General features: G+C 72.2%; 19 protein-coding genes and 1 riboswitch. Of the genes, 14 read left to right on the top strand and 5 right to left on the bottom strand.

Annotation, left to right across the window (positions count from 1 at the left end):
• Positions 1 to 370: 370 nt before the first annotated feature.
• Both ACFTZC_RS25695 and ACFTZC_RS25690 read left to right on the top strand, forming a co-directional pair.
• On the top strand, positions 371 to 1,915 hold the full coding sequence (locus ACFTZC_RS25695; RefSeq protein WP_382893535.1) for an RNA polymerase sigma factor: 1,545 nt from the start codon (positions 371 to 373) through the stop codon (positions 1,913 to 1,915).
• A 190-nt stretch (positions 1,916 to 2,105) separates the two neighbouring features.
• Positions 2,106 to 2,960 (top strand): serine protease, encoded by an 855-nt coding sequence (locus ACFTZC_RS25690; RefSeq protein WP_382893533.1) that lies wholly within the window; start codon positions 2,106 to 2,108, stop codon positions 2,958 to 2,960.
• A gap of 148 nt (positions 2,961 to 3,108) precedes the next feature.
• On the opposite strand, the gene ACFTZC_RS25685 is transcribed toward ACFTZC_RS25690, so the two are convergent.
• Positions 3,109 to 3,339, bottom strand: coding sequence for a hypothetical protein (locus tag ACFTZC_RS25685; RefSeq protein WP_114662714.1), 231 nt, complete (start codon positions 3,337 to 3,339; stop codon positions 3,109 to 3,111).
• A 459-nt stretch (positions 3,340 to 3,798) separates the two neighbouring features.
• Here ACFTZC_RS25685 and ACFTZC_RS25680 point away from each other — a divergent pair, with 459 nt between their 5' ends.
• From ACFTZC_RS25680 to ACFTZC_RS25655, 6 genes are all read left to right on the top strand, one after another.
• Positions 3,799 to 5,922, top strand: a complete 2,124-nt coding sequence (locus ACFTZC_RS25680) for a type IIA DNA topoisomerase subunit B (RefSeq protein ID WP_382893531.1) — start codon at positions 3,799 to 3,801, stop codon at positions 5,920 to 5,922.
• 153 nt (positions 5,923 to 6,075) lie between these two features.
• Positions 6,076 to 6,609 carry a DUF1453 domain-containing protein gene (locus tag ACFTZC_RS25675; RefSeq protein ID WP_382893529.1) on the top strand — a complete coding sequence of 178 codons (534 nt, stop codon included), beginning with the start codon at positions 6,076 to 6,078 and terminating at the stop codon, positions 6,607 to 6,609.
• On the top strand, positions 6,606 to 7,853 hold the full coding sequence (locus ACFTZC_RS25670; RefSeq protein ID WP_382893527.1) for a sensor histidine kinase: 1,248 nt from the start codon (positions 6,606 to 6,608) through the stop codon (positions 7,851 to 7,853). The genes ACFTZC_RS25675 and ACFTZC_RS25670 overlap by 4 nt, the downstream gene beginning before the upstream one ends.
• Positions 7,850 to 8,521 carry a response regulator gene (locus ACFTZC_RS25665; RefSeq protein ID WP_382893525.1) on the top strand — a complete coding sequence of 224 codons (672 nt, stop codon included), beginning with the start codon at positions 7,850 to 7,852 and terminating at the stop codon, positions 8,519 to 8,521. Before ACFTZC_RS25670 ends, ACFTZC_RS25665 begins: the two co-directional genes overlap by 4 nt.
• Positions 8,522 to 8,619: 98 nt before the next feature.
• Positions 8,620 to 9,234, top strand: coding sequence for a DUF485 domain-containing protein (locus tag ACFTZC_RS25660; protein WP_382893524.1), 615 nt, complete (start codon positions 8,620 to 8,622; stop codon positions 9,232 to 9,234).
• The gene (locus ACFTZC_RS25655) at positions 9,231 to 10,829 is read left to right on the top strand and encodes a cation acetate symporter (protein ID WP_382893522.1); all 1,599 of its coding nucleotides are present in this window, start codon (positions 9,231 to 9,233) and stop codon (positions 10,827 to 10,829) included. Before ACFTZC_RS25660 ends, ACFTZC_RS25655 begins: the two co-directional genes overlap by 4 nt.
• A gap of 95 nt (positions 10,830 to 10,924) precedes the next feature.
• Here the strand turns inward: ACFTZC_RS25655 and ACFTZC_RS25650 are convergent, their stop codons facing one another.
• Together ACFTZC_RS25650 and ACFTZC_RS25645 are read right to left on the bottom strand one after the other, a co-directional pair.
• On the bottom strand, positions 10,925 to 11,602 hold the full coding sequence (locus ACFTZC_RS25650) for a response regulator (protein WP_382893521.1): 678 nt from the start codon (positions 11,600 to 11,602) through the stop codon (positions 10,925 to 10,927).
• Positions 11,599 to 13,350 (bottom strand): ATP-binding protein, encoded by a 1,752-nt coding sequence (locus ACFTZC_RS25645; protein ID WP_382893519.1) that lies wholly within the window; start codon positions 13,348 to 13,350, stop codon positions 11,599 to 11,601. The genes ACFTZC_RS25650 and ACFTZC_RS25645 overlap by 4 nt, the downstream gene beginning before the upstream one ends.
• Before the next feature lie 199 nt (positions 13,351 to 13,549).
• On the opposite strand from ACFTZC_RS25645, the gene ACFTZC_RS25640 reads away from it, so the two are divergent.
• A complete protein-coding gene (locus ACFTZC_RS25640; RefSeq protein ID WP_382893517.1) occupies positions 13,550 to 14,767 on the top strand; it encodes a CobW family GTP-binding protein in 1,218 nt (405 codons plus the stop codon).
• Here ACFTZC_RS25640 and ACFTZC_RS25635 read toward each other — a convergent pair.
• On the bottom strand, positions 14,727 to 17,174 hold the full coding sequence (locus ACFTZC_RS25635) for a DNA topoisomerase (ATP-hydrolyzing) subunit A (RefSeq protein WP_382893515.1): 2,448 nt from the start codon (positions 17,172 to 17,174) through the stop codon (positions 14,727 to 14,729). The two genes, ACFTZC_RS25640 and ACFTZC_RS25635, sit on opposite strands and share 41 nt — an antisense overlap.
• A gap of 226 nt (positions 17,175 to 17,400) precedes the next feature.
• Between ACFTZC_RS25635 and ACFTZC_RS25630 the strand changes: the two genes are divergently transcribed.
• The 4 genes from ACFTZC_RS25630 to ACFTZC_RS25615 all read left to right on the top strand — a co-directional run bounded on the left by ACFTZC_RS25630 (position 17,401) and on the right by ACFTZC_RS25615 (position 22,288).
• Positions 17,401 to 18,786, top strand: coding sequence for a M16 family metallopeptidase (locus tag ACFTZC_RS25630; RefSeq protein ID WP_382893513.1), 1,386 nt, complete (start codon positions 17,401 to 17,403; stop codon positions 18,784 to 18,786).
• Positions 18,787 to 18,803: 17 nt separating this feature from the next.
• A complete protein-coding gene (locus ACFTZC_RS25625) occupies positions 18,804 to 20,186 on the top strand; it encodes a M16 family metallopeptidase (RefSeq protein WP_382893649.1) in 1,383 nt (460 codons plus the stop codon).
• A 208-nt stretch (positions 20,187 to 20,394) separates the two neighbouring features.
• Positions 20,395 to 20,557, top strand: a riboswitch (cyclic di-AMP (ydaO/yuaA leader).
• Positions 20,558 to 20,569: 12 nt separating this feature from the next.
• Positions 20,570 to 21,364, top strand: a complete 795-nt coding sequence (locus tag ACFTZC_RS25620) for a M23 family metallopeptidase (protein ID WP_382893511.1) — start codon at positions 20,570 to 20,572, stop codon at positions 21,362 to 21,364.
• Between the two features lie 216 nt (positions 21,365 to 21,580).
• A complete protein-coding gene (locus ACFTZC_RS25615; protein ID WP_382893509.1) occupies positions 21,581 to 22,288 on the top strand; it encodes a GntR family transcriptional regulator in 708 nt (235 codons plus the stop codon).
• A gap of 184 nt (positions 22,289 to 22,472) precedes the next feature.
• Here ACFTZC_RS25615 and ACFTZC_RS25610 read toward each other — a convergent pair whose 3' ends face one another.
• Positions 22,473 to 22,754 (bottom strand): HPr family phosphocarrier protein, encoded by a 282-nt coding sequence (locus ACFTZC_RS25610; RefSeq protein WP_365819184.1) that lies wholly within the window; start codon positions 22,752 to 22,754, stop codon positions 22,473 to 22,475.
• Between the two features lie 130 nt (positions 22,755 to 22,884).
• Between ACFTZC_RS25610 and ACFTZC_RS25605 the strand changes: the two genes are divergently transcribed.
• On the top strand, positions 22,885 to 25,812 hold the full coding sequence (locus ACFTZC_RS25605; protein WP_382893507.1) for a GNAT family N-acetyltransferase: 2,928 nt from the start codon (positions 22,885 to 22,887) through the stop codon (positions 25,810 to 25,812).
• The last annotated feature ends 67 nt before the right edge of the window (positions 25,813 to 25,879 follow it).

The raw sequence follows: 25,879 nt of genomic DNA, 5'->3' as shown, positions 1-25,879 counted from the left end.
CCGCCCCCGGGCTGGTGTCTTGCCTCGGGGGCCCGGCGTGGGGTAGCCGTGCCCGCCCTCGCCCGGGGGGCCCCGCGCCCTCCCGCGCGCCCCGCCCCCACGACGGTGGGGTGGTGAATCCCGCTTCTGGCCGCTTTGCCGCAATTGGGGTGTGACTCGGGCCACGTGGATTGGGCGTAACACTCCTGAAGGCAGGGCGATGACCTAAGAGGTGACAGCCGAGGAGGGAATACGACCGCCGCGTAGGGCGCTGTATTCACCTCTGAGGTCCAGCCCGCGCCGTCGGCGACATCCCCAGTCGACGGTCGTCGGCTCCGGCCCGATCATGGGCGGGGCCGGAAGCCGTTTCCATCGTTCCGAGAGGTTGTTCGTGTCGGCCAGCACATCCCGTACGCTCCCGCCGGAGATCGCCGAGTCCGAGTCTGTGATGGCGCTCATCGAGCGGGGAAAGGCTGATGGGCAGATCGCCGGCGATGACGTGCGTCGCGCCTTCGAGGCCGACCAGATTCCGCCAACCCAGTGGAAGAATGTTCTGCGCAGCCTCAACCAGATCCTCGAGGAAGAGGGTGTGACGCTGATGGTCAGTGCCGCGGAGTCGCCCAAGCGCACCCGCAAGAGCGTCGCAGCGAAGAGCCCGGTCAAGCGCACCGCCACCAAGACCGTCGCGGCCAAGACGACCGTGACCAGGACCGTCGCGGCCACCGCCGCCCCGACGGCGGAGGGCGTCGCCACCGCCGACGAGTCCGCCGCACCCGCCAAGAAGGCGGCGGCGAAGAAGACCGTCGCGAAGAAGGCGACCGTCAAGAAGACCGCCGCCAAGAAGACGACGGCGAAGAAGACCACGGGCAAGAAGGACGCCGACGAGATCGTCGACGGCGAGGAGCCGACCGAGGAGATCCAGGCGGGGAAGGGCGAGGAGGAGGAGACCGAGGGCGAGAACAAGGGCTTCGTCCTCTCCGACGACGACGAGGACGACGCGCCCGCGCAGCAGGTCGCCGTCGCCGGTGCCACCGCCGACCCGGTCAAGGACTACCTCAAGCAGATCGGCAAGGTCCCGCTCCTCAACGCGGAGCAGGAGGTCGAGCTGGCCAAGCGCATCGAGGCCGGTCTCTTCGCCGAGGACAAGCTGGCCAACGCCGACAAGCTCGCGCCCAAGCTCAAGCGTGAGCTGGAGATCATCGCCGAGGACGGCCGCCGCGCCAAGAACCACCTGCTGGAGGCCAACCTCCGGCTGGTCGTCTCGCTGGCCAAGCGCTACACCGGCCGCGGCATGCTCTTCCTGGACCTGATCCAGGAGGGCAACCTCGGTCTGATCCGCGCGGTCGAGAAGTTCGACTACACCAAGGGCTACAAGTTCTCCACGTACGCCACCTGGTGGATCCGGCAGGCGATCACCCGCGCCATGGCCGACCAGGCCCGCACCATCCGTATCCCGGTGCACATGGTCGAGGTCATCAACAAGCTCGCGCGCGTGCAGCGCCAGATGCTCCAGGACCTGGGCCGCGAGCCCACCCCGGAGGAGCTGGCCAAGGAGCTCGACATGACCCCCGAGAAGGTCATCGAGGTCCAGAAGTACGGCCGCGAGCCGATCTCCCTGCACACCCCGCTCGGCGAGGACGGCGACAGCGAGTTCGGTGACCTCATCGAGGACTCCGAGGCGGTCGTCCCGGCCGACGCCGTGAGCTTCACGCTCCTTCAGGAGCAGCTCCACTCGGTGCTCGACACGCTCTCCGAGCGCGAGGCGGGCGTGGTCTCCATGCGCTTCGGCCTCACCGACGGCCAGCCCAAGACGCTGGACGAGATCGGCAAGGTCTACGGGGTGACGCGTGAGCGCATCCGCCAGATCGAGTCCAAGACGATGTCGAAGCTGCGCCACCCGTCCCGGTCGCAGGTGCTCCGCGATTACCTCGACTAGCCCGACCTGATTCGACTGGCCCGACCCTTACCCCGACCCTGGGGTGACGCGCCAGAGGGCGCGCGAAGCACGGACGAAGACCCGGATGCCACCGAGCATCCGGGTCTTCGTCCTGTGCGCGGGGGTGCGGGACCCGTCCGGGTGACTGACTCTGGGTAGATCGTTGTCCACCGGAGAGTCAGGAGCCCGTATGCGTCGTTTCCTTGCCCGCGTGCCGACCGGAGGTCTGGCCGTGATCGCCGCGGGGGCCCTCGCGGCGCTCGGCGCGCCCGCTTCCGCCACCGCCGGCAGCGTGATCATCGGAGGGCAGCAGGTCCGGGCCGAGGACAACCCCTGGGTCGTCGCCCTCTCCAGCCGTGACCGGTTCGGGGGTACGCGGGCGGGTCAGTTCTGCGGGGGCGTGGTGGTGGCCCCGAAGAAAGTGCTGACCGCCGCCCACTGCATGGGCCGGGACGTTCTCGGCACCGCCCCGGAGTCCGTACGGGACCTGCGGGTGATCGCCGGGCGCGCGGGGCTGCGCGGCACGGGCGGCCAGGAGGTGTCCGTACGCTCCGTCCTGGTCGACCCGGCGTACGACGCGGGGACGAACGCGGCGGACCTCGCGGTGCTGACCCTGTCGCGGGCCCTGCCCGCGGCCTACGCGATCCGGCCGGCGGAGCCGGGGGATCCGGCCACCGCGCCGGGCGCCGCCGCGGTCTTCGGGTGGGGCGACACGACGGGCGGTGGCGCATACGCGAGCGCGCTGCGCTCGGCGCCCGTGAGGGTCCTCGCGGACCGGGAGTGCGAGCGGGCCTATCCGGGCGGCTCAGGGAGCCCTGGGGGCCGTTACGAGGCCACCACGATGCTCTGCGCGGGTGACCCCGCGGGAGGGCACGACGCGTGCCAGGGCGACAGCGGCGGGCCGCTGGTGGCGGAGGGGCGGCTCATCGGGCTCGTCTCCTGGGGCAGCGGCTGCGGACGGGCGGGGAGCCCCGGGGTCTACACCCGGGTCAGTACAGCGGTGGGCCCGGTCTCCGACGCCCTCGCGACCAGAAGGGCCGGCTGACGGGAGGCGGCAGGGGACACGGGAGGCGGTCCGGGGACAGGGGCGGGCGGAGGCATGAGAACGGGCGGCCACCCCGCACTGCTGCGGGGTGGCCGCCCATCGGCCGGTCAGCTGTCCGGCCCTTGGCTCGTCGTGTGGATGCGAGGTGTCAGCGTTCCTCTTCACCACCGCCGGCCGGGACGGCCGTCAGTCGGTCGGTCTCATCCTGTATTTCCGCGGCGATCTTCTTGAGTTCCGGCTCGAACTTGCGTCCGTGGTGGGCGCAGAAGAGCAGTTCACCACCGCTCGACAGGAGGACGCGCAGATAGGCCTGGGCGCCGCACCGGTCGCAGCGGTCAGCCGCCGTCAGGGGGCTCGCGGGGGTCAGAACAGTAGTCACGTCGCCTCTTCTCTAGCTCGACGAGCTGTCGTACCAGGGTCAACATCCAACCAGGCCGAAAACGTTCCCGCTCGCGGCTTTTCCTCGAAAAATTCTTCCGTCGTGGCTGGATGCTGGCGGTTGGCGGCGAATGGGCCGTATTGCATCGCTGGGCTTCGCACTACGGGTTTCGCGTTGCTTGCAGATTGTGGTCAGGCTGTGTGTCCTGCCCCGGCCGGCTTGCCGGTTGTTGATGAGGACGTGCCCGGAGCCTAAATGGTTCATGCCTGGAAGGGAACGTGATGTGTGCTTCACTCCCACGAGGGATCGAACACGCATGCGACCTTGGACTAGCATGAGAAATTCGCGAGGGTGGCGTGACAACGGCTCTACCAGGGCTCTGTACCCTCTGACCGGTGACAGACGCCGGGCCTTTACCCCACGGGGCCACATCTCAAATTCAGCGAGGAGCGAACCCGCGTGACCGCCGATACGTCCGTGCCGTCCACAGCGCTGCTGACAGCAGACCGTGACGGCTCCAACTACACCGCGCGGCACCTGCTCGTCCTTGAAGGACTCGAAGCGGTCCGCAAGCGCCCCGGAATGTACATCGGGTCGACCGACAGCCGCGGCCTCATGCACTGCCTCTGGGAAATCATCGACAACTCGGTCGACGAGGCCCTCGGCGGATACTGCGACCACATTGACGTGATCCTCCACGAGGACGGCTCGGTCGAGGTCAAGGACAACGGCCGGGGCATCCCCGTCGACGTCGAGCCCAAGACGGGGCTCTCCGGCATCGAGGTCGTGATGACCAAGCTGCACGCGGGCGGCAAGTTCGGCGGCGGCTCCTACGCCGCCTCGGGCGGTCTGCACGGCGTGGGCGCCTCCGTCGTCAACGCGCTCTCCGCCCGCCTCGACGTCGAGGTGGACCGCAACAGCTCCACCCACGCGATCAGCTTCCGGCGCGGTGTCCCCGGCATGTTCACCGAGCAGGGCCCCGACAGCCCCTTCGACCCTGCGAACGGGCTGCGCAAGGCGAAGCGGGTGCCCAAGACCCGTACCGGCACCCGCGTGCGCTACTGGGCCGACCGGCAGATCTTCCTCAAGGACGCCAAGCTCTCCCTGGAGACGCTGCACCAGCGCGCCCGCCAGACCGCCTTCCTGGTCCCCGGGCTGACCATCGTCGTCCGGGACGAGCGGGGACTCGCCGAGAACGAGGGCGGCCCGGTCGAGGAGACCTTCCGCTTCGACGGCGGCATCAGCGAGTTCTGCGAGTACCTGGCGCAGGACAAGGCCGTCTGCGACGTGCTGCGCCTCACCGGCCAGGGCACCTTCAAGGAGACCGTGCCGGTTCTCGACGACCGGGGCCACATGACGCCCACCGAGGTCACCCGCGAACTGGGCGTCGACGTCGCCCTGCGCTGGGGCACCGGGTACGACACGACGGTCAGGTCGTTCGTCAACATCATCGCCACCCCCAAGGGCGGCACCCATGTGAGCGGATTCGAACGTTCCCTGACCAAAACGGTCAACGAGGTGCTGCGCTCGGCCAAGATGCTGCGCGTCGCCGAGGACGACATCGTCAAGGACGACGCCCTGGAAGGGCTGACCGCTGTGGTCACCGTGCGGCTCGCGGAGCCGCAGTTCGAGGGGCAGACCAAGGAGGTCCTCGGCACCTCCGCGGCCAACCGGATCGTCGCCAATGTCATCGCCAAGGAGCTCAAGGAGTTCCTGACGTCGACGAAGCGCGACGCGAAGGCACAGGCCCGCGCCGTCCTGGAGAAGGCGGTCGCCGCCGCCCGCACCCGGATCGCGGCCCGCCAGCACAAGGACGCGCAGCGCAGGAAGACGGCGCTGGAGTCCTCCTCGCTGCCGGCCAAGCTCGCCGACTGCCGCAGCGACGACGTGGACCGCAGCGAGCTGTTCATCGTGGAGGGGGACTCCGCGCTCGGCACGGCGAAGCTCGCCAGGAACAGCGAGTTCCAGGCGCTGCTCCCGATCCGGGGCAAGATCCTCAACGTCCAGAAGGCGTCCGTCACGGACATGCTCAAGAACGCCGAGTGCGGGGCGATCATCCAGGTCATAGGGGCGGGCTCGGGCCGGACCTTCGACATCGACGCCGCCCGCTACGGCAAGATCGTGCTCCTCGTCGACGCCGACGTCGACGGCGCCCATATCCGCATCCTGCTGCTCACGCTCTTCCAGCGGTACATGCGGCCGATGGTGGAGGCGGGCCGTGTCTACGCCGCCGTACCGCCGCTGCACCGGATCGAGCTGGTCCAGCCCAAGAAGGGCCAGGACAAGTACGTGTACACGTACTCGGACAACGAGCTGCGCCAGACGCTGCTGGAGTACCAGCGGAAGAACATCCGGTTCAAGGACTCCATCCAGCGCTACAAGGGCCTCGGTGAGATGGACGCCGACCAGCTCGCGGAGACCACGATGGACCCGCGTCACCGCACCCTGCGGCGGATCAACATCGGCGACCTGGAGTCGTCCGAGCAGATCTTCGACCTGCTGATGGGCAACGAGGTCGCGCCCCGCAAGGAGTTCATCACCAGCTCCGCGGCGACCCTGGACCGCTCGCGCATCGACGCCTGACCGGCGCCGCTCGGGGCGCCGTCCGGGACACGGCCTCCACCCACGGGTGGAGACCGTGGCTCCACCCGTGACCAACCCCCGAGCCGATGCTGTGACCTGGGCTTTCTCCGTAACGTCGAGGGCGTTGAACTTCCTCGTCCCCGGAGGCCCTCGATGTCGTCCCTGTCGTCCCTGCCGTCCCTGGTCGACGCGCTCCTGATCGCCGCCGTGGTCGTCCTGGTGGTGGTGCGCCAGTTCCGGGCCCAGCGGGTGGCCGCGGGCGGGGGCCGCCCGTACGTGCTGCCGGTCGTTCTGGTCGTTCTCGCCCTGCGTCAGCCCGGACTGCTCGGCGCGCACGACCGGCCGCTCTCCCTGGTGCTGCTCGGCGTCGAGCTGGTGGTGGGCGTGGTGATGGGGGCCGGCTGGGCCTGGACCAGCCGGCTCTGGACCGAGCCCGACGGCACGGTCCGGTCGAAGGGAACCTGGGCCACCCTCGCCGTCTGGGCCGCCGGTATCGCCGTACGCCTCGGGCTGATGGGCGCCGGCGCCCTGCTGGGGGTCCACCAGGGCAGCGGCGCGCTGATGCTCGCCCTCGCCTCGTCCGTGCTGGTCCGCCAGGCGACCCTGACCTGGCGGGTCCGTACCGCCGCCGGGGGAGCGCCGTACGGTGGCGGCGTGGCCCCCGCGCCGTGGAAGGACCGTGTGTGACGACCGACGCCTGGACGAAATGGCCCTCGCGGGAGGCGCTCTCCCGTGAGGGCCTGACCGATGCCCGCCGGTGGCTGGCCCGTTCCGTACGCGCCGTGCTGCTGGCCGGGCTCCTGTGGTCCACTTTCAGCCAGCGCCATGTCGCCGGCTGGGCGGCGGTCGTCGCCGTCGCCACGCTCGGGGCCGTGGGCTTCTGCGGCTGGGCCTTCTACCGCACCACGCTGCGCCACGACCTCTGGCCCTCCGTCGGCCTGCTGGTGGTGCTGATGGGCGCGGCCCTCGTGGCGCAGGACTCCGGGTTCGCCATCGCGGCCACCGTGCTCTGGTGCGCCTGCGCGATCACCGGCATGGAACGGCTGCCGCTCGCCGCCGCCCTGCCCGTCACGCTGGTCGCGCTCGGCGGCTATACGGCCCTCAACCACGACGCGTGGCTTAATCTCACCCTCACCACGGGTGGTCTGCTGCTCGGCGGCTACGCCCTGCGGCTCGACGCGGAGGCCCGCGGCACCGCGCAGCGGCTGCTCACGCAGGAGCGCGCCGCCCGCGCCGCGGAGGCCGAGTCCGCCGCCCTCGCGGAGCGCGCCAGGATCGCCCGGGACATCCACGACGTCCTGGCGCACAGCCTCTCCGCGCAGCTCGTGCACCTGGAGGCGGCGCGGCTGCGGATCGAACAGGAACCGCCGGGCCCGTTCCGTGACCAGATCCTCGAACGGGTCGTCGCCGCGCGCTCCATGGCCCGCGAAGGGCTGGCCGAGACCCGGCAGGCGCTCTCCGCGCTCCGCGGCGAGATGGCGCCCCTCGGGGAGTACCTCCGCGAGCTGGCCGCGCTGGACGGCGCCGAGGTCGAGGTGGCGGGGGAGCCGAGAGCGCTGCGCGCCGAGGCGTCCCAGACGGTGCGCCGCGTCGCCCAGGAGGCGCTGACCAACGTACGCAAGCACGCGCCCGGCGCACGGGTGCGGATCCGGCTGACGTACGGCACGGACGACGTGACCCTGGACGTACGGGACTACGGTGGCCGGGAGCGGGAGGCGGACCCGGGCGGCCTGCGGGCGTCCGGCTCCGGATACGGTCTGCTGGGGATGCGGGAGCGCGCCGAACTGCTCGGCGGCACACTGGAGACCGGCCACGAGGGTCCCGGGAAGGAAGGCCCCGGGAAGGAGGGCCCCGGGAAGTCCGGTGGCTCCGGGACGTCCGGCGGCTCCGAGGAGAGAGGCTTCAGCGTGCGTCTGCGAGTGCCCGCATGACGGCCCGGGTGATCGTGGCCGACGACCAGTCCGTGGTGCGCGAGGGCATCGTCATGCTGCTGGGGCTGCTGCCCGGCATCGAGGTCGTCGGCGCGGCGCGGGACGGCGAGGAGGCCGTGGCCCTGGTCGCCGAACTCGCCCCCGACGTGGTCCTGATGGACCTGCGGATGCCGCACTGCGACGGGGTGGAGGCCACCCGCCGGATCCGTACCGAGCACCCGGGAACCCAGATCGTCGTCCTCACGACGTACGCCGACGACGACTCGCTGTTCGCCGCGCTCCAGGCCGGCGCCCGCGGCTATCTCACCAAGGACGCGCAGGGCGAGGAGATCGTCCGGGCCGTCGACGACGTGCTGGCCGGGCAGGCGGGTCTCGCCCCCGCCGTGCAGCGCAGGCTGCTGGAGCACGTCACGGCCCCGCCGGCCGCGGCGCTCGCCCCCGCCGAGCTGCCCGACGGGCTGACGGCACGGGAGGCCGAGGTGCTCACGCTGGTCGCCGAGGGCCTCTCCAACAAGGAGATCGCCGGACGGCTGCACATCGGCGCGGCCACGGTGAAGACCCACATCAACAACCTCTTCGCCAAGACCGGGGTACGCGACCGCGCGCAGGCGGTGCGATACGCCTATCAACGCGGACTCATCCCGCCACCCGGGACAACCATCACCTGATGGGGTGAAATCGGCGGAGAGACCGGCGGCCGGTCGCCGTGCTCCGACCATCCTTGCTACGCGCGCCGAAACGGTTCGCTGACAAGGAGAGTTGACCGGTGGAGAAGCAGGAAGGGCGCGACGCCGCAGCGGTGCGGCTCGACGACCCGTGGTACGACGCGCTGGCCTCGGACTGGGGCGACCCGGACGGTACGGGGACGGACCCGGCGGCCGGGGGCGCGCCTCCCGGCTCCGGAGCCGGGGCCCGCCCGGGGCCCGGAGGCGCGGCGGCAGAGGGCCGGCCCGCCGGCGACATCTACCGGGAGGTGCAGCGCGGCGCGGCCTTCCGGGAAGTACGCGGCCGGTACCGGAGGTTCGTCGTCCCGGCCACGCTCGCCTTCTTCGTCTGGTACGTCGCGTACGTCGTCGCGGCGACCGCGGCACCGGGGCTGATGGCCCGGCCGGTGGTGGGCGCGGTGAACGTGGCGATGGCCGCGGGCCTCGGGCAGTTCCTCTCCACCTTCCTCCTCACCTGGGCGTACACCCGCCACGCCCGGCTGCACCGGGACCGCGCGGCGCTCGAACTGCGCTGGGCGGTCTTCGACCGGGAGCGCGCGGGGACGGCCGGGCACGCGGAGGCGACGCGGGCGAGCGGGGCGCCGGGGACGAGCGGGGTTCGCGGGACGGCCGGGGCGAGCGGGACGCCCACGGTCAGCGGGAGGGACGGGCGATGAGCGGTGACCACCAGACCCTGGCCCTGCTGCTGTTCAGCGCGTTCGTCGCGGTCACCCTCGGGATCACCACCTGGGTGAGCCGCCACCGCCACGGCACCGCCGAAGAGTTCTACGCGGGCGGCCGGCTCTTCTCGCCCATGGAGAACGGGTTCGCGATAGCCGGCGACTACATGTCCGCCGCCTCGTTCCTCGGCATCTCGGGGCTGATCGCCCTCTTCGGCTACGACGGCATGCTCTACTCGGTCGGCTTCCTCGTCGCCTGGCTGGTCGTGCTCTTCCTCGTCGCCGAACTCGTCCGTAACTGCGGCCGGTTCACCCTCGCCGACGTCGTCGCGTCCAGGATGGCCGAACGGCCCGTCCGGATCGCCGCGGGCACCTCCTCCGTCACCGTCTCCGTGCTCTACCTGGTGGCGCAGATGGTGGGCGCGGGGAGCCTGGTCGCGCTGCTCCTCGGCGGTACGGGCGGCGCCGTGCGGACCGGGACCGTCGTCGGTGTGGGCGCGCTGATGGTCCTCTACGTCACGCTCGGCGGGATGCGCGCCACGACCTGGATCCAGATCGTCAAGGCGGTCCTGCTCATGGCCGGTGCCGGCGCGCTGACCGTCCTGGTCCTGGTCCGGTTCCACGGGGACGTCAACGCGCTGCTGACCACGGCCGCCGCCCACAGCGGCCACGGCGGCGACTTCCTCGTCCCCGGGCTGAAGTACGGCGGCGACTGGACCGCGCGCCTCGACTTCATCAGCCTGGGGCTCGCGCTGGTCCTCGGCACGGCGGGGCTGCCGCACATCCTGTCGCGCTTCTACACCGTGCCGACCGCGCGGGCCGCCCGGCGCTCGGTCGTCTGGTCCATCGGCCTCATCGGCTGCTTCTACCTGATGACGATCGTGCTCGGCCTCGGCGCGGCGGCCCTCGTCGGCTCGGACGCGGTCCGCGCCTCCGGCGCCGCGGGGAACACCGCGGTGCCGCTGTTGGCGCTCGAACTCGGCGGCGGCGACGGTTCGACGGGCGGCACGGTCCTGTTCGCCGTGGTCGCCGCCGTCGCCTTCGCCACCATCCTCGCCGTCGTCGCGGGCATCACGCTCGCCTCCTCGGCCTCCGTCGCCCATGACCTGTACGCCTCCCTGCGGCGCCGGCGCCGCGGTACGACACCACGCGGTGAGGTCGCGGTGGCCCGGGTCGCGGCGGCCGGGACCGGGGCCGTGGCCATCGCGCTCAGCCTGCTCGCGCGGGAGCTGAACGTCGCCTTCCTGGTGGGGCTCGCCTTCGCGGTCGCCGCCTCCGCCAATCTGCCGGTGCTGCTCTACTCGCTGTTCTGGCGGAACTTCACCACGCGCGGCGCGGTGTGGTCCGTCTACGGCGGGCTGATCCCGGCGCTTCTGCTGGTGACGCTCTCGCCGGTGGTGTCGGGGAGCCCCGGGGCCGTCTTCCCGGGGCTCGACTTCCAGGTGTTCCCGCTGGAGAACCCGGGGCTGGTCTCGATCCCGCTGGGCTTCCTCGCCGGGTGGATCGGCACTGTCACCTCCGGCGAGCCGCCGGACCCGGCCCGGCACGCGGAGACCGAGGTCAGGTCCCTGACCGGCGCGGGAGCGGTCTGACGGGCCCCGGGTCCGGCACCGCCGCCGGCTGCACGGGCCCCGCCCGGCACCACGGCCGACTGCACGGGCCCCAGGGCCCGGCACTGCCGTCGGCGTCAGACGCTCGCCGCCCACGCGTAGCGGTGCTCCGGGCGCCCCGTCTCGCCGTACCGCAGCGTCAGCCGGACCCGGCCCGACCGCTCCAGCAGTTTGAGATAGCGCTGGGCGGTCTGCCGGCTCATCCCCGCGTGCTCCGCGATCTCCTGCGCCGAGAGCGGCCCCTCGGCCTTCATCAGCACCTGGCGGATCAGCTCGGCGGTGGTGGGGGAGTGGCCCTTCGGGAGGGACGGGGCGGTCGCCGCGGAGAGCGCCCCGAACATCCGGTCCACCTCCGACTGCTCCGCCTCGCCGCCGCTCTCCAGGGTGCGGCGGAGCGTCGCGTACGCCTCCAGCTTGGCCCGCAGCCCGGCGAAATTGAACGGTTTGACCAGATACTGGAGTGCGCCGTGGCGCATCGCCGCCTGGACGGTGGCGACATCGCGCGCCGCCGTCACCATGATCACGTCGGTCTGGTGGCCGAGCCGCCGCAGCTCCCGGACCACCGCGAGCCCGTTCTCGTCCGGCAGGTAGTGGTCGAGCAGGATCAGATCGACGGAGTGCTCCGAGATCCTGGTCAGCGCGTCGGCGGCGGAGTGGGCCTGGGCGACGACCCGGAAGCCGGCCACCTTGGCCACATAGGCGGTGTTGATGCGCGCGACGCGGACGTCGTCGTCCACGACCAGTACGTCGATCATCGTCTCTCCCCTGCGGTGGCCTGCTCCTGTGACGTGTCCACCGCTGTATCGGGTCCCCGGGGCGTCGTACCGGGTCCCCCAGGCGCCGTACCGGGCCCCACGAGCCTCTCCGGTCCGGCCCCGGCCAGCTCTCCGGCCTCGGTCAGCGCCTCCGGGAGGACGACCGTGAACTCCGCGCCGCCGTCCGCCGCCGCGCCCACCCGGGCGCTGCCGCCCTGCCGCTCCGCGAGCCTGCGGACCAGGGCGAGGCCGAGCCCGCGCCTGCCGTGGGCCGGCGGCTCCTTGGTCGACCAGCCCTCCGTGAAGACGAGGTCGCGCCGGTCCTCCGGGATGCCGGGGCCGCTGTCGGAGACCACCACCACGACGGTACGGCCCTCGGCGCGCAGCTCCACCCCGATGCGCGGCTCCGCGGAACCCACCGCGGCGTCCAGCGCGTTGTCGACCAGGTTGCCCACGATCGTGACCAGCCCCTGCGGGTCCACCAGCCGGTCGGGCAGCAGCGTGGCCGGGGCCAGCCGCAGCGAGACGCCGCGCTCGGCGGCGACCGTCGCCTTCCCGACCAGCAGCGCCGCGGGGAGCGGATCGTGGATCCGCTCGGTGATCTGCTCGGCGGTCGCCCGGTGCACGCCGACCACCTCGGTGACGAACTCCACCGCCTCCTCGTGCAGCTCCAGCTCCAGCAGCCCGAGCAGCGTGTGCATCCGGTTCGCGTGCTCGTGGTCCTGGGCGCGCAGGGCGTCGATCAGCCCGCGGGTGGCGTCCAGCTCCCGGCCGAGCCGCTCCAGCTCGGTGCGGTCGCGCAGGGTGACGACGGCGCCCCCGTCGTCGGTGGGCATCCGGTTGGCGACCAGGACGCGGCTGCCCCGTACGGCGAGCAGGTCCTCGCCCCGTACCCGGCCGGTCAGCACCTCGGTGGTACGGCCGTCGCCCAGCACCTCGCCGAGCGGCCGGCCCGTCGCGTCGGGGCCGAGGCCCAGCAGCCGCTGCGCCTCGTCGTTCATCAGCCGGATACGGCCCGATCCGTCCAGCGCGACGACGCCCTCGCGCAGGCTGTGCAGCATGGCCTCGCGCTCGGTGAGCAGGGCCGAGATATCGGAGAAGGCCAGGTCGTGGGTCTGGCGCTGGAGGCGCCGGGAGATCAGGTACGCGGCGAGCGCCCCGGCGGCCAGGGCGCCGCCCGCGTACGCGAGGAGCCCCGGGATCGCGGCGAGCAGCCGGTCGCGGACGCTGTCGTACGCGATGCCGACCGAGACGGCGCCGACGATCGTGCCGCTCCGGTCGCGGAGCGCCACCTTGCCCCGGGCGGAGCGGCCGAGCGTGCCGTTGTCGAGCTCCATGACGTCCTTGCCCGCGAGGGCGTCGCTGGGGTCGGTGGAGACGACCTTGCCGATCTCGTCGAGGTCGGTGTGCGACCAGCGCACCCCGCGCTTGTCCATGATCACCACGTACTCGGCGCCGGTGGCCCGCCGGATCCGCTCGGCCTCGGCCTGCACCGGTCCGCCGGCCGTCGGACGGGTGGCCACCAGGTCCTCGGCGACGGGTACGGAGGCGGTGGTCTCGGCGATGGCGAGCGCGCGGCGCATCGCCTGGTCGTCCAGCTCGGCGCTGAACGGGGCCAGGAAGAGGCCGGTGGCCAGCACGGTGACACCCGCGGCGATGGCGAGCTGCATCAGCAGCACCTGGGAGAAGACCCGGCGTGGCCAGCCGAATCGCCGTCGTCTGCCCCCGGTGCTCGGTCGGGCGCTCATGTACACGAACGGTAAAGGGCGCGGCGCGCTTTCCGAAATTTCGGCGAATTCGGCACCCCGGCCCCGGCACCCGTGGGGTGGCCCGAAGCGCCCGTACCGCGCTCCGCGGCGCCCCTATCCTGGTGCGGGCGCCGGGCGCCATGATCATCTGCCCGGCGGCCCGCTCCAGGACCGACGACGCAGCACGGAGGCGCGACGCGTGAGCAGGAAGCAGATCCCGGTGGTCGTTCTCGCGGGCTTTCTGGGGTCGGGGAAGACGACCCTGCTCAACCATCTGCTGCGGCGCCGCGCCGGCAACCGGATCGCGGTGGTCGTCAACGACTTCGGGGCCATCGAGATCGACGCCATGACGGTCGCGGGACAGGTCGGTTCGACGGTTTCGCTCGGCAACGGCTGTCTGTGCTGCGCGGTCGACGCGAGCGAGCTCGACGGCTATCTGGAGCGGCTGACCCGCCCGTCCGCGCGGATCGACCTGATCGTCGTCGAGGCGAGCGGACTGGCCGAGCCGCAGGAACTCGTCCGGATGATCCTCGCCGGGGACAATCCGCACACGGTGTACGGGGGGCTGGTCGAGGTGGTGGACGCCGCCGAGTTCGACGCGACCCGCCGGCGCCACCCGGAGATCGACCGCCATCTCGCGATCGCCGATCTGGTGGTCCTCAACAAGACCGACCGGGTGGCGGAGGCGGACCACGCGCGGATCCTCGACGTCCTGGGGACGCTGGGCCCGGGGACACCGGTGGTCTCCGCGTCGTACGGCCGGATCGACCCGCAGCTGCTCTTCGACCCGGCCGTCCGGCCCGCCGAGGAGGAGAAGGCGCGCCAGCTCTCCTTCGAGGACCTGCGCTTCGAGGACCCGCACGGGGACGCGGACCACACGGGCGAGGGCGCGGCGGACGACGCGGTCCACGGCGCGGGGCACGAGGGGCATCTCCACACGGCGTACGAGAGCGTGTCCTTCACCGCGACCGCCCCGATGCGCCCGCGCCGGCTGATGGCGTTCCTGGACTCCCGGCCCCCGGGGCTCTACCGGATCAAGGGGTACGTCGACTTCGGCGCGGGCGATCCGGACCACCGGTACGGGGTGCACGCGGTCGGCCGCTTCCTGCGCTTCCACCCGGAGCCCTGGGCGCGGGGGACGGAGCGCGTCACCCAGCTCGTCCTGATCGGCTCGGGCATCGACGGGGACGCCCTGCTCAAGGAGCTGGCGGCGTGCCAGGAGACCGCGGCGGAGGCGGCCGGGGCACCGGTGGAGCAGCGTGACATGTGGGGCGTCCTGCGCTATGTACCGGACCCGTCCGAGGCCGAGAGCCCTTCGGGGCCGGGTCCGCGGACCCGGCCCCCGAGAGCGGCCGGTAGGGCAGCGGCGCCCGCCGTCAGTGCGCGGGCCCGGCCAGTACGTCGACCTGTGCCGTGAACGGCGTGCCCGAACCGTCCCTGCGGGGGTCGGGCTCCGGCAGCCCGACCGGTGTCCCGTTCTTCTGCGCCGCGCGCGCCGGGCTCGCCCCCGCCCAGGCCAGGACCAGCATGTCCTCGCCCTTCAGGAACCGGTGGCAGCGCACCCCGCCCGTCGCCCTGCCCTTGCGCGGGTACTGGTCGAACGGCGTGAGCTTCGCCGTACGCACGGAGTCGTCCAGCGTGCCGTGCGATCCGGTGACCGTGAAGACCACCGCGTCCGCCGCCGGGTCGACCGCGGTGAACGAGATCACCGCGGCGTCGTCGGTGAGCTTGACCCCCGCCATGCCGCCCGCGGCCCGCCCCTGCGGCCGTACCTGCCCCGCCGGATAGCGCAGCAGCTGGGCGTCGGAGGTGATGAAGACGAGGTCCTCCTCGCCGGTACGCAGCTCGGCGCCGCCGACGACACGGTCGCCCTCCTTGAGGGAGATGACCTCCAACTCGTCCTTGTTGGACGGGTAGTCCGGGACGACCCGCTTGACGACGCCCTGGAGCGTGCCGAGCGCGAGCCCCGGGGACGACTCGTCCAGCGTCGTCAGACAGACCAGCTCCTCGCCGTCCTCCAGCGCCAGGAACTCCGCGACCGGCGCCCCGCCCGACAGGTTCGGCGTCGCGGCGGTGTCCGGGAGCCGCGGCAGGTCGATCACGGAGAGCCGCAGCAGCCGTCCCGCCGAGGTCACCGCGCCGACATCGCCGCGCGCCGTCGCCGGCACGGCCGAGACGATCAGGTCGTGCTTGACGCGTCGGCCCTCACCCGCGTCCAGCGGCTCGCCGTTGGCCGTACGGGCCAGCAGCCCGGTGGAGGAGAGCAGCACGCGGCACGGGTCGTCGGCGACCTCCAGCGGCACCGAGGCCACCGAGGCGCCGGACTCCAGCAGCACCGTGCGGCGCGGGGTGCCGAACTTCTTGGCCACCGCGGCCAGTTCCGAGGAGACCAGCTTGCGCAGCTCGGCGTCCGAGTCCAGGATCCCCGTCAGCTCGTCGATCTCGCCGTTGAGCCGGTCGCGCTCGCCCTCCAGCTCGATGCGGTCGAACCGGGTGAGCCGGCGCAGCGGCGTGTCCAGGATGTACTGCGTCTGGATCTCGCTGAGCGAGAAGTGCTCGATCAGGCGCTCCTTGGCCTGCGCCGAGTTGTCGCTCGACCTGATCAGCCGGATGACCTCGTCGATGTCGACGAGCGCGGTGAGCAGGCCCTCGACCAGATGGAGCCGGTCGCGCCGCTTCGTCCTGCGGAACTCGCTGCGCCGGCGGACCACGGTGAACCGGTGGTCCAGATAGACCTCCAGCAGCTCCTTGAAGCCCAGCGTCAGCGGCTGGCCGTCCACCAGCGCCACGTTGTTGATGCCGAAGGACTCCTCCAGCGGCGTCAGCTTGTAGAGCTGCTCCAGGACCGCTTCCGGCACGAAGCCGTTCTTGATCTCGATGACCAGGCGCAGGCCGTGCGAGCGGTCCGTGAGGTCCTTGACGTCGGCGATGCCCTGGAGCTTCTTCGCGGAGACCAGGTCCTTGATCTTCGCGATGACCTTCTCGGGGCCGACCGTGAAGGGCAGTTCCGTGACGACGATCCCCTTGCGGCGCGGGGTGACGTCCTCCACCGTCGCCGTCGACCGGATCTTGAAGGTGCCCCGGCCCTTCTCGTACGCGTCCTTGATGCCCGTCAGCCCGACGATCCGGCCGCCGGTCGGCAGGTCGGGGCCGGGCACGAAACGCATCAGCGTCTCCAGGTCCGCGGCCGGGTGCTTGATGAGGTGGCGGGCGGCCGCCACGACCTCGCCCAGGTTGTGCGGCGGCATGTTCGTCGCCATGCCGACCGCGATGCCGGTGGCCCCGTTGACCAGCAGGTTGGGGTACGCGGCCGGAAGGGTGACCGGTTCGCGCTCCTGGCCGTCGTAATTCGGCTCGAAATCGACGGTGTCCTCGTCGATCGACTCGGTCATGAGCGACGTCGCGTCGGCCATCCGCGCCTCGGTGTACCGCATGGCGGCCGGCGGGTCGTCGTTCCCGAGGGAGCCGAAGTTTCCGTGGCCGTCCACCAGCGGCAGCCGCATCGAGAACGGCTGCGCCATGCGGACCATGGCGTCGTAGATGGACGCGTCCCCGTGCGGGTGGAGCTTGCCCATCACCTCACCGACGACGCGCGCGCACTTCACGTAACCGCGGTCGGGGCGCAGGCCCATCTCGTTCATCTGGTACACGATGCGGCGGTGCACCGGCTTCATGCCGTCCCGGGCGTCGGGCAGGGCCCGGGAGTAGATCACCGAGTACGCGTACTCAAGGAAGGAGCCCTGCATTTCATCGACCACGTCGATGTCGAGGATCTTCTCCTCGAAGTCCTCCGGCGGCGGGGTCTTGGTGCTGCGGCGGGCCATCGCGGCTGCGGCTCCTTCACAAGTTCTGTACGGCAACTTCTGGAACTGACGCGGACCATTGTGGACCGCGCCACTGACAACGCCGACCTCGACCCGTCGTTGGGACGAGAAGGGGGGCGTGTCGGAAGGGTGCCAGATCCCGGACCTGTTACGGGAACTTCGCCAGGTGTCGGCACGCTTGCATACAGTGGCAGGACTTCTCCATATCGCGATCGAAGGGACGTACATGCCCATGGGTCACACGGCCACAGCGCAGGCCGGTTCCGGCGGCCTGACAGCGACTGAGCACCGCCTGGCCAACGGCCTCCGCGTGGTGCTCTCCGAGGACCACCTGACCCCGGTCGCCGCGGTCTGCCTCTGGTACGACGTCGGCTCCCGCCACGAAGTCAAGGGCCGTACCGGTCTTGCCCACCTTTTCGAGCACCTGATGTTCCAGGGCTCGAAGCAGGTGTCCGGGAACGGCCACTTCGAGCTGGTGCAGGGGGCCGGCGGTTCCCTCAACGGCACCACCAGCTTCGAGCGCACCAACTACTTCGAGACCATGCCCGCCCACCAGCTCGAACTGGCACTCTGGCTGGAAGCCGACCGGATGGGCTCCTTGCTCGCCGCGCTCGACGAGGAGTCCATGGAGAACCAGCGGGACGTCGTCAAGAACGAGCGCCGCCAGCGGTACGACAATGTGCCATACGGTACGGCCTTCGAACGACTGACCGCGCTCTCCTACCCCGAGGGCCACCCGTACCACCACACGCCGATCGGGTCGATGGCCGACCTGGACGCGGCCACCCTGGAGGACGCCCGCGCGTTCTTCCGTACGAACTACGCGCCGAACAACGCGGTGCTCTCCGTCGTCGGCGACATCGACCCCGAGCGCACCCTCGCCTGGATCGAGAAGTACTTCGGCTCCATCCCCTCCCACGACGGCAAGCAGCCGCCGCGCGACGGCACCCTCCCCGACATCATCGGCGAGCAGCTGCGCGAGGAGGTCCTGGAGGAGGTCCCGGCCCGCGCGCTGATGGCCGCGTACCGGCTGCCGCACGACGGCGACCGCGCGTGCGACGCCGCCGACCTGGCACTCACCGTCCTCGGCGGCGGCGAGTCCTCCCGCCTCCACAACCGGCTGGTACGGCGCGACCAGAGCGCCGTCGCCGCGGGCTTCGGACTGCTGCGGCTGGCGGGCGCCCCCTCGCTCGGCTGGCTGGACGTGAAGACGTCCGGCGGCGTCGAGGTCCCCGAGATCGAGACCGCCGTCGACGAGGAGCTGGCCCGGTTCGCCGCCGAGGGCCCCACCGCCGAGGAGATGGAGCGGGCCCAGGCCCAGCTGGAGCGCGAATGGCTGGACCGGCTCGGCACGGTCGCGGGCCGCGCCGACGAACTGTGCCGGTTCGCCGTCCTGTTCGGCGACCCCCAGCTCGCGCTGAGCGCCGTCGACCGCGTCCTGGACATCACCGCGGACGAGGTCAGGGCCGTCGCCGCGGCGCGGCTGCGCCCCGACAACCGGGCGGTGCTGGTGTACGAACCGGTCACTCCCGACGACGTGGCGGCCACCGCCGACGCCGCCGACACCGCCGACGCCGCCGAGACCGACAAGCACGAGGGGACGGACCAGTGACCGACGCTGCCGTGACCATGGAGTTCCACCCGCGGCCGACCGCGGGCGAGGCCAAGCCCTGGGCCTTCCCCGCCCCCGGGCGCGCCACGCTCGACAACGGGCTGACGGTGCTGCGCTGCGACCGGCCCGGCCAGCAGGTGGTGGCCGTCGAGATCAATCTCGACGCCCCGCTGGACGCCGAGCCCGAAGGACTCGACGGCATCGCCACGATCATGGCGCGGGCGCTCTCCGAGGGCACCGACAAGCACAGCGCCGAGGAGTTCGCCGCCGAGCTGGAGCGCTGCGGCGCCACCCTCGACGCGCACGCGGACCACCCGGGCCTGCGGGTCTCCCTGGAGGTCCCCGTCTCCCGGCTGCTCAAGGCGCTCGGCCTGCTCGCCGAGGCGCTGCGCGCCCCCGCCTTCGCCGACAGCGAGGTCGAACGGCTCGTACGGAACCGGCTCGACGAGATCCCGCACGAGACCGCCAACCCGGGCCGGCGCGCCGCCAAGCAGCTCTCCAAGGAGCTGTTCCCGGCCGCGCTGCGCATGTCCCGGCCGCGCCAGGGCACCGAGGAGACCGTGGCGCGCATCGACGCCGCGGGCGTCCGCGCCTTCTACGAGGCGCACGTACGCCCCGCCACGGCCACCGCGGTCGTCGTCGGCGACCTCGCGGGCGTCGACCTGGACGGGATCCTCGCGGACACCCTCGGCGCCTGGACGGGCGACACGGCGGCGCCCCGGCCCGTACCGGCGATCACCGCCGACGACACCGGCCGCGTGGTCATCGTGGACCGCCCCGGCGCCGTCCAGACGCAGCTCCTGATCGGCCGGATCGGCGCCGACCGGCACGACCGTGTCTGGCCCGCGCAGGTGCTCGGCACGTACTGCCTGGGCGGCACGCTCACCTCCCGGCTCGACCGCGTCCTGCGCGAGGAGAAGGGCTACACCTACGGCGTACGCGCCTTCGGCCAGGTGCTGCGCTCCTCTGCGCCCTCCTCCCCGGACGGGGCGACGGGCGCCGCGATGCTCGCCATCAGCGGCTCCGTGGACACCGCGTCCACGGGACCGGCGCTCGACGACCTCTGGAAGGTGCTGCGCACCCTCGCCGCCGAGGGGCTCACGGACGCCGAACGCGATGTGGCCGTGCAGAATTTGGTGGGCGTCGCGCCGCTGAAGTACGAGACGGCCGCCTCCGTCGCCGGCACGCTCGCCGACCAGGTGGAGCAGCATCTTCCGGACGACTTCCAGGCACAGCTCTACGCCCGGCTGGCCGAGACGGGCACGGTCGAGGCGACGGCCGCCGTCGTCAACGCCTTCCCGGTGGACCGGCTCGTCACCGTTCTGGTCGGCGACGCGGCGCAGATCAAGGAGCCGGTCGAGGCTCTGGGAATCGGTGAAGTGACGGTTGTCACAGGCTGATTCCTCTTTCGAGGGAACCCCGGCGACCGCGGTCGCCGGGGTTCTGCTTTATGTCCGCTTTGATGGAGAGGGTGCCTGTCTGCCCTGTGGTGTGCGCTACAAAAAACCTTGTCCGTTTGGTTATTGAAAGACGAGCCGCTTAGCGTCGGTCCGGCTGTTCGCCGTTGCGCCACATCCGTGGCACCGGGCAGCCATCGCCGAGTCCCCGTCAGATGCTGTGCCCCAGCCGGTGCAGCGGGGGGAGCCGGGGACCCACGTCCCTGGGGTGAATCGGACGGCCTTCGCGGGCACACCGCGCGCGGAGGGGTCCGTAGGAGACCTTCCTGCTCCGAACCCGTCAGCTAACCCGGTAGGCGAGAGGGAAGGAAAGGACCAGCCACTCCATGGCGTTCACCCGTGCCACCGGGAAGCACCGCGCCCCGCACCGCATCACCTGCAAGGGCGCGAGCGCCGCCGGGTTCGCGACGCTGACCGCGACCGGCGTCATCGGCACCCTCGCCTCCCCGGCCCTCGCCGCAGGCACCGGCCCCGAGGCCGTCTCGGACACCGGCCTGACCCAGGTCATCGCCATCGGCGACGCCGTCGCCGGCGCGGTCGACGACCAGGCCGAGGCCCAGCGCCACGCCGCCGAGAAGGCCGAGCGGCTGAAGGCCGAGGCCAGGGCGCGCGCCGCCGCCAAGGCCGAGGCGGAGCGCAAGGCGGAGGCCCGTGCGAAGGAGCTGCGCGAGGAGCGGGAGCGCGCGGCACGGGCCGAGGAGCGCAAGCGGCTGAACACCTTCCAGCTCCCCGTCACCGGCTCCTACGTCACCACCGGCTACCACACCGGCGGTTCTCTCTGGTCCTCCGGCAGCCACTCGGGCGTCGACTTCCGCGCCGCGTCCGGCACCGCGGTCGTGGCGGTCGGCACGGGCACCGTCGTCGAGGCCGGCTGGGGCGGCTCGTACGGCAACAACATCGTCCTCAGGATGGCGGACGGCACCTACACCCAGTACGGCCACCTCTCCTCGATCGGCGTCTCCGTCGGCCAGAGCGTCGCCGCGGGCGAGCGGATCGGGCTCTCGGGCGCCACCGGCAACGTCACGGGGCCGCACCTCCACTTCGAGGCCAGGACGAGCGCCGACTACGGCTCCGACATGGACCCGGTCGCGTACCTGCGCGCGCACGGCGTCGGGGTCTGACCGCCTTCCGCCCCCTCCGCGTACCTCTCCGGGCCCGTCCGCCCACGTCTCTCCGTCGCTCCCGGTCCCTCCCGCGTGCGGGTCTCCGCCTCCGCGCTGGCCAAAAGATATCCATGGATTCCGGGCACCCATCGGAAATTCGCGTTGATTGCAATAGAGTCACGGAACAGGCGTCAATCGGCAGCGTTTCGCGCGGATTAAGGCGGAGGTTCGGACATGCGCATTCCGGCGCACTCGGTATGCACGGCCATTCGCGACGACATCGTCTCCGGACTGTTCGAGCGGGGCAGCCGGCTCACCGAGGAGCAGCTCGCGCGGCGCTACGGCGTCTCCCGCGTCCCGGTACGCGAGGCGCTGCGCACGCTGGAGTCGGAAGGCTTCGTGACCACGCGCCGCCATGTCGGCGCGTGTGTGGCCGAGCCTACGGAACAGGAGGCCGCGGACCTGCTGGAGGTCCGGCTGCTGCTGGAGCCGCTGGGCGCGGCGCGCGCCGCCCAGCGCCGCACGGAGGCCCACCTCAAGGTCCTCCGCGGCCTGGTCAGACTGGGCCAGGAGCGGGCCCGCAGGGGCCAGGGCGAGGATCTGCGCGCGCTGGGCGCCTGGTTCCACGAGACGCTCGCCCAGGCCTCCGGCAGCCCCGCGCTCACCTCGCTGCTCACCCAGCTGCGCCACAAGATCGCCTGGATGTACGTGGTCGAGCAGCCCAGCCACCCGGTGGAGTCCTGGGCGGAGCACGGCGCGATCGTGGACGCGGTGGCGCGCGGCGACGGCGAACGCGCGCGGGCGCTCACCACCCTGCACACGGAGCGCACGGTGGTGGTGTACCGGCTGCGCCGCTCCGACCGGGGGCGCGACCAGGGCCGTGACCGGGAAAAGGTGAGGGCTTCGCAACATGCCGTAAACATCGCAAGCGTACGGCATTAACAATCGCGCCGTATACAAAGAGAAAGAAATAGGTGCGGCCTATTCTTCGCTGCCCGCGCGCAGCCGCCTTCATGAAAAGCCGCCGCACCAAAAGACGCCGCACGGAAGACGGACGGAAAGACGGAGCCGTGGTCCGCGCCGAATTCGGCGGACCACGGCTCCGTCGTGGAAATACGCTCCGGGATCAGACCGTCTCGGGAAGCTCGTCGAGCCCCTCGGCGACCAGCTTCGCCAGCCGGTCCAGGGCGGCGTCCGCGCCCTCGGCGTCGGAGGAGAGCACGATCTCCTCGCCGCCCTGCGCGCCCAGTCCGAGCACCGCGAGCATCGACGCGGCGTTGACGGGGCTGCCGTCGGCCTTCGCGATGGTCACGGGGACGCCGGCGGCCGTGGCGGCGCGGACGAAGATGGAGGCGGGACGGGCGTGCAGCCCCTCGGCCCAGCCGACATTGACGCGGCGCTCAGCCATGGTGTTGCCCTTCAAGTCGCAAAAAGTCTCAAAACAGATGTCTGGACCAAGAGTCTCATGGGGCGCGGAACGGATCCCCGTCACCCCCGATCACCGGTCACGGACACCGCCCGCGCCGTACGCTTTGGGCATGGAGCACCCGCGGGACCACGCGTATCCAGGGCACTGGGAGGCGGACGTGGTGCTGCGCGACGGCGCCACCGCCCGGATCAGGCCGATCACCACCGAGGACGCCGAGCGGCTGGTCAGCTTCTACGAACAGGTCTCCGACGAGTCCAAGTACTACCGCTTCTTCGCCCCCTACCCGCGCCTCTCCGACCGCGACGTCCACCGCTTCACGCACCACGACTACGTGGACCGGGTGGGGCTCGCCATGACCGTGGGCGGCGAGTTCATCGCGACCGTACGGTACGACCGCACCGACGAGCGCGGACTGCCCGCCTCCGCCCCCGCCGACGAGGCCGAGGTCGCCTTCCTCGTCCAGGACGCGCACCAGGGCCGCGGCGTCGCCTCCGCCCTCCTGGAGCACATCGGCGCCGTCGCCCGCGAGCGGGGCATCCGCCGCTTCGCCGCCGAGGTGCTGCCCGCCAACAGCAAGATGATCAAGGTGTTCCGGGACGCCGGGTACACCCAGCGCCGCAGCTTCGAGGACGGCTCCGTACGGCTCACCCTCGACCTCGAACCCACCGCCGAGTCCCTGGCCGTCCAGCGGGGCCGTGAGCAGCGCGCCGAGGCCCGCTCCGTGCAGCGCCTGCTGACCCCGGGCTCGGTCGCCGTCGTCGGCACCGGCCGCGCCCCCGGCGGCGTCGGCCGCACCGTGCTCCGCAATCTGCGCGACGCCGGGTTCACGGGGCGGCTGTACGCGGTGAACAGCGCGTTCCCCGAGTCCACGGAGAGGCTCGACGGCGTCCCCGCCGTACGCTCGGTCACCCGGATCGGTGAACCCGTCGACCTCGCCGTCCTCGCCGTCCCCGCCGAGCGGGTGCTCGAAGCGGTCGAGGACTGCGGCCGCTCCGGCGTCCAGGGCCTGGTGGTCCTCTCCGCCGGGTACGCGGAGAGCGGCGCCGAGGGCCGCGAGCGCCAGCGCGCACTGGTACGGCTGGCCCGCTCGTACGGCATGCGCATCATCGGCCCCAACGCCTTCGGGATCATCAACACCGCCGACGCGGTACGGCTGAACGCCTCCCTCGCGCCGCAGCCGCCCGCGCGCGGCCGGATCGGCCTGTTCACCCAGTCCGGCGCGATCGGCATCGCGCTCCTCGCCGGACTGCACCGGCGCGGTGCGGGGCTGTCGTCCTTCATCTCGGCGGGCAACCGCGCGGACGTCTCGGGCAACGACATCCTCCAGTACTGGTTCGAGGACCCGGACACCGATGTGGCGCTCCTCTACCTCGAATCGATCGGCAACCCGCGCAAATTCACCCGGCTCGCCCGGCGCACGGCGGCGGTGAAGCCGGTCGTCGTCGTGAAGGGCGCCCGCCACAGCGGCAGCGCGCCACCGGGGCACACCGTCCCGGTGACCCGCATCCCGGACGCCACCGTCTCGGCGCTGCTGCGGCAGGCCGGGGTGATCCGCGTCGACACGGTCACCGAACTCGTCGACGCGGGGCTGCTGCTCGCCTCCCAGCCGCTCCCCGCGGGCCCGCGCGTCGCGATCCTCGGCAACTCCGAGTCGCTCGGCCTCCTCACCTACGACGCCTGCCTCACGGAGGGGCTGCGCCCCCTGCCGCCCCAGGACCTCACCACGTCCGCGGCGCCCGACGACTTCCGTACGGCGCTCACGGCGGCCCTCGCGGACCCCGGGTGCGACGCCGTCGTGGTGACCGCGATCCCGCGGGTGGGGGAGACGGGCACGACGGACCCCGCCGACGGCGGCGCGCTCGGCACGGCGCTCAGGACGGCGGCGGCGACAGCCCCGGCGAAGCCGGTCACGGTGGTGCACGTGGAGATCGGCGGACTGGCGGAGGCCCTCTCCACGGCGACGCACAGCGGCCCGGGCCGCCCGTCGCCGCCACCGACACCGCCATCCTCGGAGCCGCCCCCGTCGGCGCCGCCACTGCCACCGACGTCCTCGGAGCCGCCCCCGCCGCCGTCACCCGCCGCCGGACCGTCGCCCGGACCGGCCGAATCGCCCGGGACGCCCCCGTCCGGCGCCCCGGGCACCGCCGCGCCCGCCGGCGTGCGTATCCCCGCCTACCCCGCCGCCGAGCGCGCCGTCCGGGCGCTGGCCGAGGCCGTACGGTACGCGCGGTGGCGGCGCCAGGCGGCCGAACCCGGGAAGGTCCCCGAGTTCCTGGACGACACCATCGACGAGAGCGGGGCCGCCGCGCTCATCGGCCGGCTCCTCGGCGCCGCCCCCGACACCCGCCGCCTCTCCCTGGCCCCCGGCGACGCCCACGAACTCCTCGCCCTGTACGGGATCCCCGTACGGCCCGCCCTGCCCGCGCCGGGGCCCGACGAGGCCGTCGCCGCCGCCGCGCGGCTCGGCTACCCCGTCGCCCTGAAGACGACCGCCCCGCATCTGCGCCACCGCGCCGACCTCGGCGGCGTACGGCTCGATCTCGCCGACGAGGCACAACTGCGGCTCGCCCACCGCGAGCTGACCGAGCGGCTCGGCACCGCCGTCGAGCTGCGCCCCGTCGTCCAGGCCATGGCGCCCCGCGGCGTGGACACCGTCGTACGGGCCGCCATCGACGCCGCCGCGGGCTCCGTGCTCTCCTTCGGGCTGGCCGGCGCCCCCTCCGAACTCCTCGGTGACCTCGCCCACCGGCTGGTGCCCGTCACCGACCGCGACGCCGCCGAGCTGATCCGGTCGATCCGGACGGCACCCCTCCTCTTCGGCTGGCGCGGCTCGGCCCCCGTCGACACCCCCGCCCTGGAGGAACTGCTGCTACGGGTCTCCCGGCTCGTCGACGACCACCCCGAGGTCGTCTCCGTCACCCTGGAACCCGTCGTCGTCGCCACCCACGGACTCTCCGTGCTCGGCGCCACCGTCCGCCTCGCGACGCCGCCCGCCCGCGACGATCTCGGTCCACGTACACTCCCCAGCCACTACTAGGACAGATCTCCCCCGCATCGGCCCCTGCTCAGCGGTTTCCGCCGGGACAGGGCGTCTCCGGCAGCCA

This window comes from Streptomyces sp. NPDC056987, from assembly GCF_042673865.1.
Lineage (GTDB): Bacteria > Actinomycetota > Actinomycetes > Streptomycetales > Streptomycetaceae > Streptomyces.
This window is presented reverse-complemented; position numbering and strand designations above follow the sequence as displayed.